This window comes from Janthinobacterium sp. LS2A (assembly GCF_036543145.1).
Classification (GTDB): Bacteria; Pseudomonadota; Gammaproteobacteria; order Burkholderiales; family Burkholderiaceae_D; genus Janthinobacterium; species Janthinobacterium aestuarii.
In genome coordinates this window covers 44,608-64,430 of record NZ_JAZHPB010000016.1, presented here as the reverse complement: position 1 = coordinate 64,430, position 19,823 = coordinate 44,608, and the positions used below count along the sequence as shown (strand labels likewise).

Here is a 19,823-nt window from a genome sequence, read left to right as displayed (position 1 = left end):
ATTCTTCCTTAGAACAATGATTTAAATGTAGGGACCGGCATTCTCGTGAAAGCCGGCCCGGAACTTCTATTACTTAGCTTTCGAGCTTACGATTGCTTCAGTCACATGCTTAGGTGCTTCAGCATAGTGCTTGAATTCCATCGTGTAAGTCGCACGACCTTGGGTCGACGAACGCAACGATGTGGCGTAACCGAACATTTCCGACAGAGGTACTTCGGCCTTGATGATCTTGCCGCCACCGCCAGCAATTTCATCCATACCTTGCACCATGCCGCGACGCGACGACAGATCGCCCATCACGGTACCGGCGTAGTCTTCCGGCGTTTCCACTTCCACGGCCATCATCGGCTCCAGGATGACTGGCGATGCTTTGCGGCAGCCATCTTTGAATGCCATCGAAGCGGCCATGCGGAATGCATTTTCGTTCGAGTCAACATCATGGTACGAACCGAAGAACAGCGTGACTTTCACGTCAACGACTGGGTAACCAGCCATCACGCCCGAAGTCAGCGTGTCGCGCACACCTTTTTCAACTGCAGGGATGTATTCGCGAGGAACGGTACCGCCCTTGATCGCGTCAACGAATTCGAAGCCCTTGCCCGGTTCTTGCGGTTCGATCTTCAGAACCACGTGACCGTATTGACCACGACCACCCGATTGCTTGACGAATTTGCCTTCCGACTCTTCGCACACTTTACGGATCGTTTCGCGGTAAGCCACTTGTGGCTTGCCGACGGTCGCTTCAACGTTGAATTCGCGCTTCATGCGGTCAACGATGATGTCCAGATGCAACTCGCCCATACCGGCGATGATGGTCTGGCCCGATTCTTCATCGGTACGCACGCGGAACGATGGATCTTCTGCTGCCAGGCGGTTCAGCGCCAGGCCCATTTTTTCCTGGTCGGCCTTGGTTTTTGGCTCGACTGCCTGCGAAATCACTGGCTCAGGGAAGACCATGCGTTCCAGAACGACGCTGGCTTTTTCGTCGCAAAGCGTATCGCCGGTGGTGGTGTCTTTCAGACCCACAACAGCGGCGATGTCGCCAGCGCGCATTTCCTTGATTTCTTCGCGTTCGTTCGCTTGCATCTGCACGATACGGCCGATACGCTCTTTCTTCTGCTTCACGGAGTTCAACACCGAGTCGCCCGAATTCAGGGTACCCGAGTAGCAACGGATGAAGCACAACTGACCGACGAACGGATCGGTTGCGATCTTGAACGCCAATGCCGAGAATTTCTCATTGTCGTCAGCTGCGCGCTCGACTGGCTGCTCGTCCTCGTCCAGACCTGGGACAGGTGGAATGTCGATTGGCGATGGCAGGTACTCGATGACCGCGTCCAACATGGCTTGTACGCCCTTGTTTTTAAAGGCGGTACCGCACAACATTGGAACGATTTCGCTGGCGATGGTACGCTGACGCAGGGCAGCCTTGATCTCTTCTTCCGAGAGGTCGCCTTCTTCCAGGTACTTGTTCATCAGGTCTTCCGACGCTTCAGCAGCGGCTTCAACCATGTTTTCGCGCCACTTGGCAGCATCAGCGGCCAGGTGTGCAGGAATGTCGCCGTATTCGAACTTCATGCCTTGCGAAGCGTCGTCCCAGATAACCGCTTTCATCTTGACCAGATCGATAACACCGGTGAAGACGTCTTCAGCGCCGATAGGCATCTGAATAGGTACTGGGTTGGCTTTCAGACGCGAACGCATCTGATCGTAGACCTTGAAGAAGTTGGCGCCGGTACGGTCCATCTTGTTCACGAAGGCCAGACGTGGCACTTTGTACTTGTTAGCCTGACGCCATACCGTTTCCGATTGTGGCTGCACGCCGCCGACTGCACAGTAAACCATGCAGGCGCCATCCAACACGCGCATCGAACGTTCCACTTCAATGGTGAAGTCAACGTGGCCTGGGGTGTCGATGATGTTGATGTGGTGAGCTGGGAAGTTGTTTGCCATGCCTTTCCAGAAGCACGTAACAGCAGCCGAGGTAATCGTGATACCGCGCTCTTGCTCTTGTGCCATCCAGTCGGTGGTGGCAGCGCCATCATGGACTTCGCCCAGCTTGTGGTTCACGCCTGTGTAGAACAGGACGCGCTCGGTCGTGGTCGTCTTACCTGCATCGATGTGAGCGGAGATACCGATATTACGATAGCGCTCAATGGGGGTCTTGCGGGCCATAATTAATCCTAAATGAATGGACAAAACCGAGCAGCATTTTTTTGCAAAAATGAGCCCGGCCTCGAACAACAGATGCTTGACAGCCGCCTTGCGGTAGCTGGCTTTATATTAGAAGCGGAAATGCGAGAACGCTTTGTTCGCTTCAGCCATACGATGGACTTCGTCGCGTTTTTTCATCGCGCCGCCGCGGCTTTCAGCCGCTTCCATCAGCTCACCGCCGAGGCGTTGTGGCATCGATTTTTCGCTGCGCTTGTTAGCAGCTTCACGCAACCAACGCATGGACAGAGCCATACGACGGACTGGGCGAACTTCGACCGGCACCTGGTAGTTTGCACCACCGACGCGACGGGATTTCACCTCAACCAACGGCTTGGCGTTGTTGATTGCGGTAGCAAAAACTTCGAGCGGATCTTTGCCCGATTTTGCTGCGATGTGCTCGAAAGCACCGTAGATGATGTTTTCTGCAACCGATTTCTTACCGGACAGCATCAGCACGTTTACAAATTTAGCGACATCAGTGTTGCCGAATTTTGGATCTGGCAAAATTTCGCGCTTGGGTACTTCACGACGACGTGGCATATCAATTCCTTTCAATCTTCAGTTGAGCGCGCGTTCTTCGCACACTCGCGGACGACCATCATAGTCTTCCACTTACTCGACCAGATGCGGTCGACTACATTCACTTAGCTAGTTGCCACTGAGCGAAACTTGGGTTTGCTGCGTACAACTTATTACTTCTTGCCAGCTTTAGCGCGCTTGGTACCGTACTTCGAACGCGATTGCTTACGGTCTTTAACGCCTTGGGTATCCAGAGCACCGCGAACCATGTGGTAACGCACACCCGGCAAATCCTTGACGCGGCCGCCGCGCAACAGCACAACACTATGCTCTTGCAGGTTATGGCCTTCACCGCCAATGTACGAAATGACTTCGAAACCATTGGTCAGGCGAACTTTAGCGACTTTACGCAGAGCCGAGTTAGGCTTCTTTGGAGTCGTGGTGTAAACACGTGTGCAGACGCCACGTTTTTGCGGGCTGTTTTCCAGCGCCGGCGATTTGCTCTTCACGGTCAAAGCGACGCGTGGATTGCGAATCAATTGATTGATGGTTGGCATCGTTATAAATCCAACAAAAAACTACGATTAATAACCCGGGCAAGATGCCCGGCGACTAAAACCTCGTCCCGCTTTCATCTACTGCGCACCGGAGGCGCCCGCAGCCACTCGATTAGGAGCGGCCATGAAATGCCAAGTAATGCGTAAACGATGAGCAGAATAAAATCGAGAACTCGCTAGTTTAGACCTTGTGCCACAGGGGGTCAATCGGTTTACCACTTTTTGCTATAAAAAAAGGCAAAAATGGCAGGCGTTTGTGGCATTTTGACTAATCTTTGGCACCGATGCGCGGATGCCGGCAGGCGTAAACGATTGATGATTTGGCATTCTTTCCCTGCGGCCAAGCATCTGCCGTGCACATTCTTGTGTGACCGCAAGACAACAAAAGGATTGATAATAGCGGACATTTTTCGCTGCCCTCCCGCCCTCCTTTATGCGCTCCTTGCTTCGCCCCGCCAATCTGATCCTGCTCCTGACGTATGCCTCGCTGACGGCCGTGCCCTTCATCCCCGCGCTGCTGGGGCGTGCGCTCGAGCATCCGTGGCAGATGCTCACGTTCGAGCTGCTGGCCTGGCTGGCCGTCTGGAGCATCTTCAAGCGCCCCGCCTACTTCCACTGGCTGTTGGTGCCCGCCTTCCTGGCCCTGCCGACGGAAATCTACCTGTTCATCTTTTATGGCCAGGGCATTTCCACGCACCACCTGGGCATCATCTTCGAAACCAGCCCCAAGGAAGCGATGGAATTCCTCGGGCAAAAAGTATGGCTGATGGGCGCCGTCATGCTGGGCGTGATCACCTGGTGCGCCCTGAGCTGGTATGCGGCCACGCGCACGCGCGACCTCGACTGGCGCGGCAAGACGCGCCCGGCCGCCTTCGTGCTGCTGATCCTGCTGGGCGGCTTCTGGTGGTATGGCTACGAATTCGGTTTCGAGGCCAAGGTCGTGCACAGCGCCGCCGCGTCCGCCAAGGCCAGCAAGCCGGCGGCCAGCGCCAAGCCGGGTGCTTCCGGCTTCGGCGACGCCAGCTCGGCCGACGATGAAACGGAAGAGGAAGACGAGGAAAGCAGCAAACCGGAGAACGCCAGCATCGCCGGCGCCGATGAAACGGGCCTGGGCTGGCCCAGCCTGCCCCACTGGGCGCGCCTGCCCTACGCCTTCGACACCGTCAGCAATTCCTGGCCCTTCGGCCTGGCCGCGCGCGGCTTCGATTTCTACAAGGAACGCAAGTACCTGGCCGAGCTGGGACAAAAAAGCAGCAGCTTCCGTTTCGGCGCGCACCAGCAACAGCCCGATACCAGCCCGGAAGTGGTGGTCATGGTGATCGGCGAATCGTCGCGCTACGACCGCTGGAGCTTGAACGGCTACGAACGCGACACCAATCCCCTGCTGAAACAGGAAAGCAACCTGGTGCCGCTGGCCGACGTCATCACGGCCGTTTCCGCCACGCGCCTGTCCGTGCCCGTCATCATCTCGCGCAAGCCGGCCACGCAAAGCCTCAAGGATGGCTTCTCGGAAAAATCCTTCCTGACCGCCTACAAGGAAGCGGGCTTCAAGACCTACTGGCTGTCGAACCAGATCTCGTTCGGCCAGTTCGACACGCCCGTGTCCGTCTTCGCCAAGGAAGCGGACGTGGTGCAATTCCTGAACCTGGGCGGCTTTACCAACAGTTCGAACTTCGACCAGATCCTGTTCGACCCGTTCAAGAACGCGCTGGCCGACCCGGCGCCGAAAAAACTCATCGTGCTGCACACCCTGGGCAGCCACTGGAACTACAGCCAGCGCTATCCGAAGGCCTTCGACAAGTGGCAGCCGTCGCTGTTCGGCGTCGACAAGCCCGTCTACACGGACACGGCCATCAAGCCGCAGCTGAACAACAGCTACGACAGCTCCATCCTGTACACGGACTGGTTCCTGTCGAACGTGATCGGCATGCTGAAGGACGACGGCCAGCGCACCGCCCTGCGCAGCTCGCTCGTCTATGTGGCCGACCACGGCCAGACCCTGTACGACGGCACTTGCCGCCTGGCCTTCCACGGGCACAACACGCAATTCGAATTCCACGTGCCCGCCTTCGTCTGGTATTCGCCGCAATTCCAGCAGCACTATCCAGACAAGGTAACGCAGCTGCGGCGCCATCAGAAGGCGCGCCTGTCGACGGAAAACATGTTTCACACGCTGCTCGACCTGGGCGACATCCGCTTTGCCGGCGAACAGCCCGAATGGAGCATCGCCAGCGCCCGCTTCAAGCAGCACAAGCGCTACGTCGACAGCTACGGCTGGACCAACTACGACAACGCCATCATCCGCGGCGATTGCCGCGAAGTGATCGACAAGAGCACGCCGGAGAAGCAGGACAAGTAAGGGCGGCCATCACGCCCGTTCCAGCACGCCGCCGCAATCGGCCGGCTGCGCCATGTGGGTACTGAGCCAATCGAAGACGCGGCCCGCCTTGTCCGCGATACCGGCGTCAAAACCGCGCTGCGCCAGCAGGGCGATGCCATTCGTGGCCTGCAGCACGCCGGGCGCCAGCAATAACGCGCCCGCCTCATCGCGGCGCACGCACCACGGCGCCAGGCAGTCCTCCAGCAGCGGCCCCAGCACCAGATTGTGCGAGGAGACGATCACCAGGTGCTGCGCGGCCAGGCTGTGCAGCACGGCGGCGGCCGCCGCCACCGATTCGAGGTGATTCGTGCCGCGGAAAATTTCATCGATCAGGAACAGGGCAGGCACGCCCTCTTCGGCCAGCGCCAGCAATTCGCGCGCGCGCCGCAATTCGGCGATATACAGACTTTCACCGCCATCGAGCGAATCCTCGTTCTGCATGCTCGAATACACGGCCAGGCGCGGCACATCGGCGCTGTCCGCATGACAGAAGCCAAAGGCCCGCGCGCAGACCAGATTCAAGCCTATGCAGCGCAGCAAGGTGCTCTTGCCGATACCGTTCTGGCCTGAGATGAAACTGCCCTTGCCCTGCACGCCGAACGACAGCGGCGCGGCGTTCTCCAGCAAGGGATGCCGCATGCCCTGCAAAGCCAGCGCGCGCGGCGCCGCGCTACCCGCCCAGCAAAACACGGGCGCCGCACGCAACTGCCGCGCCAGCGCCAGATCCGCCTCCAGCTGCGCCACCTGGCTAAAGCTGTCGCGCAGGAAGGGCAACTGCTGCGCCACCAGCTGGCGCGTGCGGAAATAGCGCTTGACGTTTTTCAGCAGCAACCAGTCGCCATATTCGACCAGTACCGTATCGACGAAGGGTACGTAATGCAGCAGCGAGCGCTCGATGGCGCGCGTCAGCCTGGCCGCCTGCGCGCTGCCGGCAGCCAATGGCAAGACTGCCGGCACATCGAGCCGCGCCAGCGCGGTACGGGTCTTCAGCAGATAGCGCAAGGTATCGAGCGTGCGCTCCCACGCTTTGGCACTTTCGTAAAAACGCACCTGCACAGCCATCAACGCGACACAGGCGGCCAGCACGCCAAACAGCGCCGGCCAGCCCACCAGCCAGGTGGCGGCGATGGCCAGCACCAAGGCCAGCGGCACCAGCCATAGCCAGATGCGCCACCATGGCGCCGGCGGCAGCGCCGGGCCGAACAGGGTTTCGCTCACTTCCGTATCGGCCTGGCGCAAGGGCAGGCAGGCATGCTCCATGGCGGTCACCTGGGTCGGGTCATCCAGCAACTGTTTGACGCGCGCGATCGAGGCAGGGTTGGCCTGGCCGCCGCTCAAGCGCCGGTGCAACTCCTGCTGGCCGAAGATGCTGGTCTCGCGCGCCAGCTGCGCCGCATACTGGTCGAGCATCAGCTCGTCCCAGGTCTGGCGATCGAGCGATGGAGCCTCGCCCGTCAGTTGCTGCAGCATCGCCACGTCGCTGCGCGCGAAAGGATAGTCGAGCGCCGGCGCGAAGACGCTGGCAGGGAAAAGTTGCTGGAGGAACGGATGCATGGCGCCTGTGGAGGAGTCAATGAAGGGAACGCCACAGCAGATGCAGGCGATTGCCAATTTATCAAGTGCGACTTGCACACGGACACCGCCTGGACAGCGCGGACACGGCGGACAGGCGGACACCCGGTTTTTTTCCCATTCAAATCAATGATTTAATCATTGGCATGGATCGTGCATTGGATGAGCCATCCTTCACGAGACATGACCATGATCCGCGATACCTCTTCCCAAGACGCCGTACTGTCCGCTCCGCCAGGCCAGCGCTACAAGCGACGCGCCCTGCTGCTCGCTGGCGCCGTCGTCATCATCGGCGGCGCCATCGCTGTCGTTGCCGGCTGGCGCAACAGCGAGCATTCCGTCAACAGCAGCCGCCTGCGCATCGCCGACGTCACGCGCGGCACCCTGATCCGCGACGCGGCCGTCACGGGCCGCATCGTCGCTGCCATCAGCCCGACCCTGTATTCGACCACCGTGGCCACCGTCACGCTGAAAGCGAAGGCGGGCGACACGGTGAAAAAGGGCGACATCCTGGCCGTGCTGGAGTCGCCGGACCTGTCCGACGCGCTCAAGCGCGAACAATCGAGCGTGCAGCAGCTGGAGGCGGAAGTGGCGCGCCAGCAGATCCTGGCCAAGAAGCAGAAATTGCTGGCGCGGCGCGAAGCCGATACGGCGGAAATCGACCGCCTGTCCGCACAGCGCACGCTCGAACGCTACGAGAGCGTGGCGCAGGTGGGCATCATCGCCAAGATCGATTACCAGAAGGCCAAGGACGCCTTGAATTCGGCCGATATCCGCAGCAAGCACGCTTCGCAGGCGGCGGGTCTGGAAAGCGAAGACGTGACCCTGGCCCTGAAAACAAAGAGCAATGAACTCGAACGCCAGCGTCTCGTCCGCGACAACGCCCAGCGCAGGGTCGATGAACTGACCGTGCGTGCGCCCGTCAACGGCTTCATCGGCACCCTGTCGGTGGCCAACCGCAGCGTGGTGCAAGCCAATACGGCACTGATGACCCTGGTCGACCTGTCGCAGCTGGAAATCGAGCTCGAGGTGCCGGAAACGTATGTGGCCGACATGGGCCTGGGCATGCGCGCCGAGATCGAAACAGGCACCATCCGGGCGACCGGCAAGCTGTCGGCGCTGTCGCCCGAAGTGGTGAAAAACCAGGTGCTGGCGCGCGTGCGTTTCGACGGCGAACAGCCGGCCGGCCTGCGCCAGAACCAGCGCGTGGCGGCGCGTCTGCTGATCGATGAAAAACCGAATGTGCTGATGCTGGCGCGCGGCTCCTTCGTCGAAGCGGAAGGCGGCCGTTTCGCCTACGTCGTGCGCGACGGCGTGGCGATGCGCACGCCGATCAAGCTGGGCGCGACCAGCGTGTCGGCCGTGGAAATCCTCGACGGCTTGAAGCTGGGCGACAAGGTGGTCGTCGCCGGTACGGAAAACTTCGAGAACGCGGCCCGCGTCTCGCTCAACTGACACATCATTCAACTTATACCCTGAGAGGCCCTCCATGCTGCGCATGCAAAACCTGAGCAAAGTCTACCGCACCCACATGATCGAAACCCACGCGCTGCGCGGCTTCGACATCCATGTGCAACAAGGTGAATTCGTCACCGTCACGGGGCCGTCCGGTTCGGGCAAGACGAGCTTTCTGAACATCGCCGGCCTGCTCGAGGAATTCACCGACGGCGAATACATACTCGACGGCGTCAACGTCAGGGGCATGGACGACAACGCCCGCTCGCGCCTGCGCAATGAAAAACTCGGCTTCATCTTCCAGGGTTTTAATCTGATTCCCGACCTGTCGCTGTTCGACAACGTCGACGTGCCGCTGCGCTACCGGGGCTTCAACCGCGCCGAACGCAAGGAACGCATCGAGGACGCGCTGGCCAAGGTCGGCCTGGCCTCACGCATGAAGCATTATCCGGCCGAACTGTCGGGTGGCCAGCAGCAGCGCGTGGCCATCGCGCGCGCGCTGGCCGGCTCGCCCAAGCTGCTGCTGGCCGATGAACCGACGGGCAACCTGGACACGCAGATGGCGCGCGGCGTAATGGAACTGCTGGAAGACATCAACGCGCAAGGCACCACCATCCTGATGGTCACGCACGATCCGGAACTGGCGCTGCGCAGCCAGCGCAACGTGCACATCATCGATGGCCAGGTGTCGGACCTGGTGCAGCACGGCGCCACGCTGTCGGCCAGGCCGCAGCACGCCGCGACCGCGTAAGGAGAGCCCATGTTCCGCTACTATTTCACCTTGGGCTTGCGCAGCCTGCGCCGCAACCGCGCCCTGACGGCGCTGATGATACTGACCCTGGCCGTCGGCGTGGCCGCCAGCGTGTCCACCGTCACCATCCTGCACGCCATGTCGGGCGACCCGCTGCCGCACAAGAGCGACCGCCTGTTCGTGCCGATGATCGACATCCTGCCCATGAAAGGCTATGTCGCCGGTGAAAAGCCGGGCTTTCCGCAAATGCAGATGAGCTATATCGACGCCCAGAACTTCATGCGCAGCAAAATCGGCGTACGCCGCACCGTGATGTTCGGCGTGGCCGGCCCGGTCGAACCCTTGCGCAAGGATATCGGCGTCTTCAATGCGCAGGGCATGGCGCCCACGCGCGACTTCTTTGCCATGTTCGAGCCGCCATTCCTGTACGGCCAGCCATGGAGCGACGCCGACGACGCCAGCGGCGCCGACGTGATCGTGCTCAGCCGCGCGCTGTCGGAGAAACTGGTCGGCAGCGCCAATCCGGTCGGCCAGCGCGTCACGGTGCTGGGCCGGCCCTACATGGTGACGGGCGTCTTGGCTACCTGGGACGTCGTGCCGCGCGCCCATCACATTATCGGCAGCAAGGGGGCATTCGGGCCGGAGGACGAATTCTTCATTCCATTCGCCAGCGCCATCCGCCACGAGACCGTGCACGATGGCGGCATGAGCTGCAACGGCGACAATAACGCACCCGGCTACCAGGGCACGCTCGCCTCGGGCTGCACCTGGCTGCAGTTCTGGTTCGAGATGGCCAGCAGCGGCGAGCGCGGCCAGTTGCAACAATACCTGGACGCCTATGCGGGCGAGCAGCGCAAGCTGGGGCGCATGCAGCGCAATGCGCCGAACAGCCTGTACGACCTGAACGAATGGATGGGTTTTTTGCAGGTGGTCGACAACGACAACAAGCTGGCGGCATGGCTGGCCTTCGGCTTCTTGCTGCTGTGCCTGGTCAATACCATCGGCCTGCTGCTGGCGAAGTTTTCCGTGCGCGCGTCCGAGGTGGGCATCCGCCGCGCGCTGGGCGCCACCCGGCGCGACATCTTCCGCCAGTTCCTGATCGAGACCACCGTGATCGGCCTGGCCGGTGGCGTACTGGGCCTGCTGCTGGCGTTTGGCGCGCTGGCCGTGGTCAGCAAGCAGTCGGAGGATCTGGGCACGGTCGCGCACATGGACATACCGATGCTGCTGCTGACGTTTGCCATGTCGGTGCTGGCCGCCGTGCTGGCAGGCCTGCTGCCCACCTGGCGCGCCTGCCAGGTGACGCCGGCGATCCAGCTCAAATCCCAATGAACATCGTTTACCCAACATGAGGTCCAGCATGGAAATCCGTCCCATCCTGTCGGCGCTGATGCGCAGCAAAACCGGCGCCGTCCTGGTGGCGGTGCAAGTGGCAATCAGCCTGGCCATCCTGGCCAACGCCCTGCACATCGTCAACCTGCGCCAGGCCGTCGCCGCGCGGCCCACCGGCGTGGCCGCCGAAAGCGATATTTTTTACGTCAGTATCCAGAACATCAACCGCGGCAGCCATGAGCGCCAGCTGGCGGAACAGAAGCGCCAGGCGGCACTGCTGCGCGCGCTGCCGGGCGTGATGTCGGTGGCGCAAACGTCGCAGGCGGTGCTGTCGCGCTCCGGCCACAGTACCAGCGTGTCGGCCAAGCGCGGCCAGGCTTCGGCCAGCGCCGAAGTGTCCACCTATGTCAGTCCCGATTCGCTGATCAGGACGTATGGCTTGCAATTGGTCGAAGGCCGCGATTTCCGGCCCGACGAGGTGCCCGAAATCAACGAAGACGTCGACGAGAGCTCGCCCAAGGTGCTGATACTGACGCGGGCGGCGGCGCAAAAGATCTGGCCCGGCGAGACCAGCTTTGTCGGCAAGACCTTGTACCAGGGCACCGGCAACGACGACCCTGAACTGCGCGTGGTCGGCATCGTTGAACGGCTGCAGACCCAGGGCGCACAGACCAAGCCGCGCGGCGAATATTCGGCCCTGCTGCCGACACGCCTGACGGGTGGGCGCGACCTGCTGATGTACGCCGTGCGGGCCGAACCCGGCCAGCGTGACCGCCTGATGCAGGAGGCGGAGCAGGCCATCCGCAGGTCCAGCACGGACCGGCTGCTGGTACACACCGACACCCTGGAACAGCACCGCAAGGCGCGCTACCGTGCCGACCAGGGCCTGTCGTGGATGCTGATCGCCGTGTCGACCCTGCTGCTGCTGGTCACCGCCAGCGGCATCGTCGGCATCGCCAGCCTGTGGGTGTCGCAGCGCCGCAAACAGATCGGCGTGCGCCGCGCATTGGGCGCCCGCCGCATCGACATCCTGCGCTATTTTTTGACGGAGAATTTCATGATCACCAGCGTCGGCGTGGCGTGCGGCGTGCTGCTGGGATTGGGCTTGAACCAGCTGCTGGTAAGCCAGCTGGAAATGGCGCGCCTGCCACCCGGCTATCTGCTGGCCGGCGCGCTCGTGTTCTGGCTGCTGGGCGTGGGCGCGGTGTACGGCCCGGCATGGCGCGCGGCCAGCATTTCGCCGGCCACCGCCACCCGCAGTGCCTGAGCCGGCACCTCAGTGATATGCTGCGCGCATGCCTACCGTACTGATTATTGACGACAATGCCGCCGTGGCCATCGCGCTCGACGTGCTGTTCTCCCTGCATGAGATCGACGCCGTGCGCGCCGCCTCGCCCGAGGAAGGCTTGCAGCTGCTCGAGCGCCACGCCATCGACCTGGTGGTGCAGGACATGAACTTCACGGCCGACACCACGTCGGGCGAGGAAGGTGGCGCGCTGTTCCATGCGATCCGCGCGCGCTACCCGGACCTGCCCGTGATCCTGCTGACGGCATGGACCCAGCTCGACGCGGCCGTCGACCTGATCAAGTCGGGCGCGGCCGACTACCTGGCCAAGCCATGGGATGACCGGCGCCTGATCGCCAGCGTGCAGAACCTGCTGGAACTGGGACAAGCCAACCGCGCGCTGCGCCAGCGCGTGGTGGCCGAGCAGCGCCAGCGCCACACCCTGGAACACGACTTCGACTTGCGCGGCATGGTGTGGCAAGACCCGGCTACGGAACGAGTCGTGCACCTGGCGTGCCAGGTGGCGCGCGCCGACGTGCCCGTGCTCATCTCGGGGCCGAACGGCAGCGGCAAGGAACGCATCGCCGCCATCGTGCAAGCCAATTCCCAGGTCGCCAGCGGCCCCTTCGTCGTGCTCAATTGCGGCGCCGTGCCCGTGGAGCTGATCGAGGCGGAACTGTTCGGTGCGGAAGCGGGCGCCTACACGGGCATCACGCGCGCGCGCGACGGCAAGTTCGACGCGGCCGACGGCGGCACCCTGTTCCTCGACGAGATCGGCAACCTGCCGCTGGCCGGACAAATGAAACTGCTGCGCGTGCTCGAAACGGGACGCTTCGAGCGCCTCGGCTCGAACCGCGAGCGGCAAGTGAAAGTGCGCGTCATCAGCGCCAGCAACGCCGACCTGCCGGCGATGATCAAGGCCGGCACGTTTCGCGAAGACCTGTTCTACCGCCTGAATGTGATCGAACTGCGATTGCCGGCGCTGGCCCAGCGCCCGCTGGACATCCTGTTCCTGGCGCGGCATTTCCTGGGCGGCGAAAAGACGCTGGACGCGCAGGCGCAGGCGACCTTGCTGGCGCACGGCTGGCCAGGCAATGTGCGCGAACTGAAAAACGTCATGCAGCGCGCCAGCCTGCTGACGGCCGGCCCCGTGATCGGCGCGCTGGAAACGGGCTTGCCGCTGGCCGGTGCGGCATCGCCGCGCGCGCCGCAAGATGCCGGCGCGACGGAACCGGACCGCGACAGCGTCACCGCGGCGCTCGCGCGTGCGCACGGCGTGGTGGCGCAGGCGGCGCAGGAACTGGGGCTGTCGCGCCAGGCCCTGTACCGGCGCATGGAACGCCTGGGCATCGCGCGCGGCTGATGGCCTACCGTCCCATGCGCCTTTCCCTGCTCACGCGCTGGACGGCGCTGATCGTCACCCTGCTGGTGCTGGGCATCGTCATCGCCCTGCTGCTCGCGCATTTTTTGCCAGGCCAGCCGCTGCTGGTGCTGGCCGGTACCCTGCTGTGCGTGCTGCCGGTGGCCGTCATCACCATCCGCGCGCAGCTGCAATCGATGCTGTCGCTGTTTCGCGCCTTGAGCGGTACTGTGACGAGCTACCAGGACGGCGACTTCGGCTTCAGCCTGCGCTGGCCGCAGGACGATGAGCTGGCCGACCTGGTGGCGGCCCACAATGCGCTGGGCGACGTGCTGCGCAAGCAGCGCCTGGACCTGGTGCAGCGCGAACTGCTGCTCGACACCATGGTCCAGAACACGCCGGTGGCCATGCTGCTGGTGGCCGAGGGCAGCGCCATCGTCTACGCCAACCTGGCCGCGCGCCAGTTGCTGCACCAGGGACGCCGGCTCGAAGGGCATCACCTGGCCGACATCGTGCAGCAGGCGGCGCCGGCACTGGCCGAAGCGCTGGCGCGCCGCAACGACGGCTTGTTTACCAGCGGCGAAGGGGAACAGGAAGAGGTGTATCACCTGGCGCGGCGCAGCTTCAGCCTGAACGGACGCAAGCACGAACTGCTGCTGTTGCGCCAGCTGACCCTGGAACTGCGCCGGCAGGAAGTGCAGACCTGGAAAAAAGTCATCCGCGTCATCAGCCATGAACTCAACAACTCGCTGGCGCCACTGGCCTCGCTGGCCCATTCCGGCGCCGAGCTGGTGCGCCGCGGCCAGACGGAGCGCCTGCCGCAAATCCTCGCCACCATCGAAGAGCGCACGCGTCACCTGGAAACCTTCATCCTCGGCTATGCGCGCTTTGCCAAACTGCCCGCGCCGCGCCTGGCGCCATGCGAATGGCCCCTCTTCCTCGACAGCCTGGCCTCGCAAGCAGCCTTCACGCTCGACGCCCCGCCGCCCGCGCAAGCGGCCTTGTTCGATGCGGCGCAAATGCAGCAAGCGCTGCTGAACCTGCTCAAGAATGCGCTGGAATCGGGCTCGCGGGAAGAGCATATCGGCCTGCACGTCAGCCAGGCGCATGGCCAGCTGCGCATCGAAGTGCGCGACCGCGGGCCGGGCATGAGCGGCGCCGTGCTGGAAAACGCGCTGGTGCCGTTTTATTCCACCAAGCGCAGCGGCACGGGACTGGGCCTGGCCCTGGCGCGCGAAATCGCCGAAGCCCATGGCGGGCGCATCACCCTGGCCAACCGCGAGGGTGACGGCTTGGCGGTAACCTTGATTCTTCCCTTGCTGGACAGAAATTAGTTCCCAGCGTAACGATTTTTAGACCACAAAATCCCGGACGATTTTGAGTAAAATATTGACAATAACAATTGTCAATATTGAAATCATTCACGTCCCATGCCCGTGCGTTAGAAATAAGCTATTTGAGTTTGCATAATGATATTGAAATAACTAATTGACAACGTGATGTCTCAGCGATAATTTATCAGCGCGGTACGGTTTTTTTGAAACATCAATCGTCTTTTCGCGGGGATCAACATGAAATTAAAATCACTCATCGCAGCGGCAGTACTGAGCGCTGCTTCCATCGGCAGCGCCAGTGCCGCCGACTACATCGTCAACCTCGTCAATACCACGGGGAATCTGTGGACCAGCGGCTTCAGCGCCGTGCCCAGTCCGCTCGGCGACTTCACCGATACCTTCACGTTCACACCCGATGCGACCTTCGGTTCCACCGCGCAAGCCTTTCTGGCCAACCTGTCCGTCACCGGTTCGGACAGTTCCTCCATCAGCTTCACCAGCGCCAACCTGAATGGCATCGGCCTGACCGGCTTTGGCGGCCCCACCGTCTTTGGCTATGCCCAGGGCGAAATACTGGCGCCTACGAACCTCCTGTTCAATGGCCCGCTGGTCCTCACCGTCATCGGCAACACCAAGGGCGGCAGCTATGGCGGCGTCTTCAACTTGAACCTGGCTCCCGTTCCTGAACCGGAAACCTATGGCATGCTGCTGGCCGGCCTGGGCATACTCGGCTTCCTGGCGCGGCGGCGCAAACAATCTTGAGCGCTCCACCCAAAAGACGCCACGGCGTCTTTTTCTTTGGCGGCTGCTAAACTGGCGCCATGACGACCGACTTTACCTCCACCAGCCATACCGCTTTCAGCCACCCGGGCCACCCGCCCGCCACCACCACCGAACACCGCGGCATCCGCTACCTGCACCTGGGAACCAAGTGGGTGCAAGGCGCCATGCGCCTCGACAAACCCGATGCCATCGAACTTGAATACGTGCAGATGATGATGATGTGGATGCTGTTCAAGACGCAGCCCAGACGCATCGTGCAACTGGGCCTGGGCAGCGCCGCGCTGACCAAGTTCAGCTACCGCCGCTTCCCCGACGCCGCGGTCACGGCCATCGAACTCAATCCGAACGTGATCGCCATCTGCGGCGCCCAGTTCGCGCTGCCGCCGAACGACGCACGCCTCGATGTGCGCGAAATGAATGCGCTCGACTTCGTGCTCGACCCGGCCAACCATGGCACCGTCGACGCGCTGCAGGTGGACCTGTACGATGAAGATGCGCGCGGCCCCGTGCTCGACACGCCCGAGTTCTACCAGGCATGCTTCGACTGCCTGACGGACGAGGGCATCATGTGCACGAATGTCTTCGGCGACTTCCCCAACTACGACAAGAATCTGCAGGCGATGGAACTGGTCTTCGACGCCGTCGTCTGGGTGCCGGAAATGGAAGATGAAAACATCGTCGTGCTGGCCTTCAAAAAATCGCCATCGCTCGACTTCAGCGAGCTATACGAACGCGCCGCCACCATCAAGAAGCAGTTCAACCTGCCCGCCAAGAACTGGGTCAACGGTTTGAAGCAGTGGATGCTGGATCAGCAGTAAAGTCGTAATCTCACGCTGGCAGCACTGCACCCAGGCGGCGCGCCAGGCCATCCATGTTCTCGGCCGGCACCTGCGCGTAACCGAGCAGGAAACCGTTCCAGCCAGCCTCTTCTCCCGTCCCCTCGCCCGTACCATGGGCGGACAAGGCCAGCGCCACGATGCCGTCCTGCGCGGCGCGGCGGCTCAGCGCCAGGTCATCCCATGCGCCATCATGGAAACGCAGCGCCAGGTGCATGCCGGCCGTGCCGCCATGGATGGCCGCGCCCCCACACGCATGGCGCTGCAGTGCCTCGCTCAAGGCGTCGCGGCGCTGGCGGTACAGGCGGCGCATGCGGCGTACATGGCGCGCAAACAGGCCGCTGCGCAGGAACTCGGCCAGCGCCAGCTGTTCGGCCACGCGGCCCCGCGCGGCGCCCTGCGCCTGCATCTGCGCGAAGGCCCCGGCCAGCACGGCCGGCACGACGATAAAGGCCAGGCGCAAGGCGGGGAACATGGTCTTGCTGAAGGTGCCCAGGTACACGATGGGCGCATCGGCCACCAGTCCCTGCATGGCCGCCAGCGGCGGGCCGCCATGGCGAAATTCGCTGTCGTAATCGTCTTCGATGATCAGGGCGCCGGCCGCGCGCGCGCGTTCGAGCAGCGCCATGCGGCGCGCGGGACTGAGTACGCTGCCCGTCGGATACTGGTGCGACGGCGTCGTGTAGATCAGGCGCGGCGGCGTATCGCGCCAGTCGTCGTCCGTCGGCGCGATGCCATCCATATCGATGGCGATACCCGTCACCTGCAAGCCGGCGCCACGGCCCGCCGCCAGCGCGCCGCCATAGCCGGGATGCTCGATCCACAAGGTATCTCCCTGGTCGGCAAAGGCGCGCAGGCAGACATCGAGGCTGCTCTGCGTGCCGTCCGTGATGAACACCTGGCCCGCATCGCAGACGACGCCGCGCGCGGCGCGCAAATGGTCGGCGATGGCCATGCGCAGCTGCGGCTCGCCGGCAGGGTCGCCGTAATTGAGCTGGCGCGGCGTCAGCGCGCGCCACGCGCGGTCCAGCATGCGCCGCCACTGCGCCAGCGGAAATTCGTCGAGCGCCGGCACGCCAGGCGCGAACGCGCCCATGGCGTCGGCGGGAAACACCACCGCCGCGCTGGCATCCTGTCCCGCCACGCCGCGCAAACGCCGGGCGCGGCGCGACAAGCCGTCATTGCTGCCGCCGGCAGCAGGTGCCGCTTCCGGCACGCCCACGCTGCCGGCGACGACGGTGCCGCGCCGGTCCGGCAAGACAAACCCTTCGCTGGCCAATTGCTCGTAGGCGTACAGCACGGTATTGCGCGCCAGTCCCAGTTCCGCGGCCAGCACGCGTGTGGCGGTCAGGCGCGTGCCAGGGGCCAGCTGGCCGCCGCGGATCGCCGCGCGCAGGCATTCATGCAGCAGGCGCTGGCGCGGCCAGCCCCGCTCGCGGTGCGTGCGCTCGAATGCGTTCAGCAGCAAAGCAAAATCCATGTGGCTCCCTCAACTGTGGCTCTACATTATTTATCGGTTCTGGATCTTTTTTCAGGGCCAGATGCCGATTATAGTGCGGCCTTCCTCTTCAACCAACGGGACTTCCGCCATGACCACTACCGCCCTGCCTCCCAGCCCCCGTACCCGCGTGCGCCGCGTCGCCGAACTGGCCAGCTACGAGCAAACCGCCCTGTACGCCATCCTCGATGCCGCCTACCTGTGCCATATCGCCTTCCACGACGACAAGGGCAGCCATTGCATCCCGACCGCCTGCTGGCGCATCGATGGCCACCTGTATATCCACGGCTCGAACGGCAGCCGCATGCTCAAGCTCCTGCAAGACAGCGACGTGTGCGTGACGGTCACCCATCTCGACGGCCTGGTGCTGGCACGCTCCGCCTTCAACCACACGATGAACTACCGTTCGGCGATGGTGTACGGGCGGTTTGAAAAAGTCAGCGACATCGGCCAGCAGCATGCGGCCATGGACGCGCTGATGGAAAAGCTGGTGCCGGGACGCCTGGCGCACGTGCGCGGCGGCAACGCCAAGGAATACGCGGCCACCACCGTGCTGCGCATCGCGCTCGACGAATACGCCGTCAAGCAGCGCAAGGGCGGCCCGCTCGACGATGCTGGCGACATGGCGCATGCCGTCTGGACGGGCGAACTGCCGTTCACGCACGGCCGTGGCGCGGCCGTCGCCGATGCGCTCAACACCTGCGACATGCCCGCGTATGCCGCCGCATGGAGTACGGAATCCGCTTGACCGGCCAGCGTGCTTGACCGATGATCGGCGTTGATGGCGATCGCCACCAATTCACCAACCGATCCAATCACGCATGGAGCAAATGATGATGAAGCGAGTATCCCTGGCTGCGGCCCTGACGGTCATGCTGGCCTGTGGCGGCAGCGGCGCGGCGCTGGCCGCCGATGCGGGCGACGCGGCCCTGAAGGCGGCCATCGCCGGCAGTGCGCGCACGCCGGCCAACGCGCTGCGCGACAGCGCCCGCCACCCGTATGAAACGCTGACGTTCTTCGGCATCAAGCCGACAATGACGGTGGTGGAGCTGGCGCCCGGCGGCGGCTGGTACACGGAGATCCTGGCGCCCTACCTGCGCGACAACGGCAAGCTGATTGCCGCCGGCAACGACCCGCAGTCAAGCAGCGAAGGCGCACGCCGTGGCGCGGCGCGCTTCCAGCAAAAACTCGACGCCAATCCAGCCGCCTTCGGCAAGGTGGACATCGGCGCCTTTGCGCCACCCACCACCTACCGCATCGCGCCCAAGGGCACGGCCGACATGGTGCTCACCTTCCGCAATATCCACAACTGGATACCGATCGGCGAAGCGGGCATGCAGACCCTGTTCAAGGAAGTGTATGACAGCCTGAAACCGGGCGGCGTGTTCGGCGTCGTCGAGCACCGCCTGCCGGCGAACAAGGCGCAGGACGCCACGGCCAGCAGCGGCTACATGCACGAAGCGTATGTGATCAAGCTGGCCGAAGGCGCAGGTTTCAAACTGGCGGCCAAGTCGGAGATCAACGCCAATCCGAAAGACACGGCGGACCACCAGGGCGGCGTCTGGGCGCTGCCGCCCACCTACGCCAACAAGGATGTGGACCGGGCCAAGTACACGGCCATCGGCGAGAGCGACCGCATGACCTTGAAGTTCGTCAAGCCATAAAAAGCAAACGGCGGCGCGCCACTCCGGCGCGCCGCCCGATCCCGGACTGGAATGCCGCCTTACAGATGGATGCCGTACACGCCGCACAGGCGCTTGACCAGGGTGCAGGCGTTGGCATCGCCGTCCGTCACGCAGGCGGTATAGGCTTCCTCGCAGGTTTCACGCGTTGGCAAGGCAAACGCGGAAGAACTGATGGCGCCGGCAAAACCGACGGCGGCGCAAAAGACAAATACGGCTTTTTTCACATTGATCATTTTTATCCCATTCCCCAAAGTTGAGTCGT

General features: G+C 63.0%; 17 protein-coding genes. 11 read left to right on the top strand and 6 right to left on the bottom strand.

Annotation, left to right across the window (positions count from 1 at the left end; translation table 11 throughout):
- Positions 1-69 precede the first annotated feature (69 nt).
- From fusA to rpsL, 3 genes are all read right to left on the bottom strand, one after another.
- Positions 70-2,175 carry an elongation factor G gene (fusA, locus tag V3C40_RS28045; protein WP_034753184.1) on the bottom strand — a complete coding sequence of 702 codons (2,106 nt, stop codon included), beginning with the start codon at positions 2,173-2,175 and terminating at the stop codon, positions 70-72.
- Between the two features lie 108 nt (positions 2,176-2,283).
- A complete protein-coding gene (rpsG, locus tag V3C40_RS28040) occupies positions 2,284-2,754 on the bottom strand; it encodes a 30S ribosomal protein S7 (protein ID WP_010394377.1) in 471 nt (156 codons plus the stop codon).
- Positions 2,755-2,906: 152 nt separating this feature from the next.
- The gene (gene rpsL, locus V3C40_RS28035; RefSeq protein WP_010394376.1) at positions 2,907-3,290 is read right to left on the bottom strand and encodes a 30S ribosomal protein S12; all 384 of its coding nucleotides are present in this window, start codon (positions 3,288-3,290) and stop codon (positions 2,907-2,909) included.
- A gap of 433 nt (positions 3,291-3,723) precedes the next feature.
- On the opposite strand from rpsL, the gene V3C40_RS28030 reads away from it, so the two are divergent.
- Positions 3,724-5,649 carry a phosphoethanolamine transferase gene (locus V3C40_RS28030; RefSeq protein ID WP_331779134.1) on the top strand — a complete coding sequence of 642 codons (1,926 nt, stop codon included), beginning with the start codon at positions 3,724-3,726 and terminating at the stop codon, positions 5,647-5,649.
- A gap of 9 nt (positions 5,650-5,658) precedes the next feature.
- Here V3C40_RS28030 and V3C40_RS28025 read toward each other — a convergent pair whose 3' ends face one another.
- The gene (locus tag V3C40_RS28025; protein WP_072457730.1) at positions 5,659-7,224 is read right to left on the bottom strand and encodes a MutS-related protein; all 1,566 of its coding nucleotides are present in this window, start codon (positions 7,222-7,224) and stop codon (positions 5,659-5,661) included.
- Positions 7,225-7,431: 207 nt separating this feature from the next.
- Between V3C40_RS28025 and V3C40_RS28020 the strand changes: the two genes are divergently transcribed.
- From V3C40_RS28020 to V3C40_RS27985, 8 genes are all read left to right on the top strand, one after another.
- Entirely contained in the window at positions 7,432-8,697 is a 1,266-nt protein-coding gene (locus V3C40_RS28020; RefSeq protein ID WP_331779133.1) for an efflux RND transporter periplasmic adaptor subunit, read from the top strand.
- A 34-nt stretch (positions 8,698-8,731) separates the two neighbouring features.
- On the top strand, positions 8,732-9,448 hold the full coding sequence (locus V3C40_RS28015; RefSeq protein WP_070301644.1) for an ABC transporter ATP-binding protein: 717 nt from the start codon (positions 8,732-8,734) through the stop codon (positions 9,446-9,448).
- Between the two features lie 9 nt (positions 9,449-9,457).
- Positions 9,458-10,780, top strand: coding sequence for an ABC transporter permease (locus tag V3C40_RS28010; protein WP_070301645.1), 1,323 nt, complete (start codon positions 9,458-9,460; stop codon positions 10,778-10,780).
- A 28-nt stretch (positions 10,781-10,808) separates the two neighbouring features.
- Positions 10,809-12,047, top strand: a complete 1,239-nt coding sequence (locus V3C40_RS28005) for an ABC transporter permease (protein WP_070301646.1) — start codon at positions 10,809-10,811, stop codon at positions 12,045-12,047.
- Between the two features lie 28 nt (positions 12,048-12,075).
- On the top strand, positions 12,076-13,428 hold the full coding sequence (locus tag V3C40_RS28000) for a sigma-54-dependent transcriptional regulator (RefSeq protein ID WP_034753173.1): 1,353 nt from the start codon (positions 12,076-12,078) through the stop codon (positions 13,426-13,428).
- Positions 13,429-13,442: 14 nt separating this feature from the next.
- Positions 13,443-14,759, top strand: coding sequence for a sensor histidine kinase (locus V3C40_RS27995; protein ID WP_331779132.1), 1,317 nt, complete (start codon positions 13,443-13,445; stop codon positions 14,757-14,759).
- 237 nt (positions 14,760-14,996) lie between these two features.
- Complete coding sequence (locus V3C40_RS27990) at positions 14,997-15,521, top strand: FxDxF family PEP-CTERM protein (protein WP_034753172.1); 525 nt, start codon at positions 14,997-14,999, stop codon at positions 15,519-15,521.
- A 59-nt stretch (positions 15,522-15,580) separates the two neighbouring features.
- The gene (locus V3C40_RS27985; protein WP_034753170.1) at positions 15,581-16,360 is read left to right on the top strand and encodes a spermidine synthase; all 780 of its coding nucleotides are present in this window, start codon (positions 15,581-15,583) and stop codon (positions 16,358-16,360) included.
- 10 nt (positions 16,361-16,370) lie between these two features.
- Here the strand turns inward: V3C40_RS27985 and pdxR are convergent, their stop codons facing one another.
- Positions 16,371-17,858: a MocR-like pyridoxine biosynthesis transcription factor PdxR gene (pdxR, locus tag V3C40_RS27980; RefSeq protein WP_331779131.1), complete on the bottom strand. Its 1,488-nt coding sequence runs from the start codon at positions 17,856-17,858 to the stop codon at positions 16,371-16,373.
- Between the two features lie 109 nt (positions 17,859-17,967).
- On the opposite strand from pdxR, the gene V3C40_RS27975 reads away from it, so the two are divergent.
- Together V3C40_RS27975 and V3C40_RS27970 are read left to right on the top strand one after the other, a co-directional pair.
- Complete coding sequence (locus tag V3C40_RS27975; protein WP_331779130.1) at positions 17,968-18,624, top strand: pyridoxamine 5'-phosphate oxidase family protein; 657 nt, start codon at positions 17,968-17,970, stop codon at positions 18,622-18,624.
- An 88-nt stretch (positions 18,625-18,712) separates the two neighbouring features.
- Positions 18,713-19,540 (top strand): class I SAM-dependent methyltransferase, encoded by an 828-nt coding sequence (locus V3C40_RS27970; RefSeq protein WP_319992126.1) that lies wholly within the window; start codon positions 18,713-18,715, stop codon positions 19,538-19,540.
- A gap of 59 nt (positions 19,541-19,599) precedes the next feature.
- On the opposite strand, the gene V3C40_RS27965 is transcribed toward V3C40_RS27970, so the two are convergent.
- Positions 19,600-19,794: a hypothetical protein gene (locus V3C40_RS27965; protein ID WP_046682096.1), complete on the bottom strand. Its 195-nt coding sequence runs from the start codon at positions 19,792-19,794 to the stop codon at positions 19,600-19,602.
- Between the last annotated feature and the right edge of the window lie 29 nt (positions 19,795-19,823).

Coding starts and splice junctions, on each gene's coding strand:
- fusA (WP_034753184.1), bottom strand. CDS start 2,175: ATGGCCCGCAAGACCCCCATTGAGCGCTATCGTAATATCGGTATCTCC.
- rpsG (WP_010394377.1), bottom strand. CDS start 2,754: ATGCCACGTCGTCGTGAAGTACCCAAGCGCGAAATTTTGCCAGATCCA.
- rpsL (WP_010394376.1), bottom strand. CDS start 3,290: ATGCCAACCATCAATCAATTGATTCGCAATCCACGCGTCGCTTTGACC.
- V3C40_RS28030 (WP_331779134.1), top strand. CDS start 3,724: ATGCGCTCCTTGCTTCGCCCCGCCAATCTGATCCTGCTCCTGACGTAT.
- V3C40_RS28025 (WP_072457730.1), bottom strand. CDS start 7,224: ATGCATCCGTTCCTCCAGCAACTTTTCCCTGCCAGCGTCTTCGCGCCG.
- V3C40_RS28020 (WP_331779133.1), top strand. CDS start 7,432: ATGATCCGCGATACCTCTTCCCAAGACGCCGTACTGTCCGCTCCGCCA.
- V3C40_RS28015 (WP_070301644.1), top strand. CDS start 8,732: ATGCTGCGCATGCAAAACCTGAGCAAAGTCTACCGCACCCACATGATC.
- V3C40_RS28010 (WP_070301645.1), top strand. CDS start 9,458: ATGTTCCGCTACTATTTCACCTTGGGCTTGCGCAGCCTGCGCCGCAAC.
- V3C40_RS28005 (WP_070301646.1), top strand. CDS start 10,809: ATGGAAATCCGTCCCATCCTGTCGGCGCTGATGCGCAGCAAAACCGGC.
- V3C40_RS28000 (WP_034753173.1), top strand. CDS start 12,076: ATGCCTACCGTACTGATTATTGACGACAATGCCGCCGTGGCCATCGCG.
- V3C40_RS27995 (WP_331779132.1), top strand. CDS start 13,443: ATGCGCCTTTCCCTGCTCACGCGCTGGACGGCGCTGATCGTCACCCTG.
- V3C40_RS27990 (WP_034753172.1), top strand. CDS start 14,997: ATGAAATTAAAATCACTCATCGCAGCGGCAGTACTGAGCGCTGCTTCC.
- V3C40_RS27985 (WP_034753170.1), top strand. CDS start 15,581: ATGACGACCGACTTTACCTCCACCAGCCATACCGCTTTCAGCCACCCG.
- pdxR (WP_331779131.1), bottom strand. CDS start 17,858: ATGGATTTTGCTTTGCTGCTGAACGCATTCGAGCGCACGCACCGCGAG.
- V3C40_RS27975 (WP_331779130.1), top strand. CDS start 17,968: ATGACCACTACCGCCCTGCCTCCCAGCCCCCGTACCCGCGTGCGCCGC.
- V3C40_RS27970 (WP_319992126.1), top strand. CDS start 18,713: ATGAAGCGAGTATCCCTGGCTGCGGCCCTGACGGTCATGCTGGCCTGT.
- V3C40_RS27965 (WP_046682096.1), bottom strand. CDS start 19,794: ATGATCAATGTGAAAAAAGCCGTATTTGTCTTTTGCGCCGCCGTCGGT.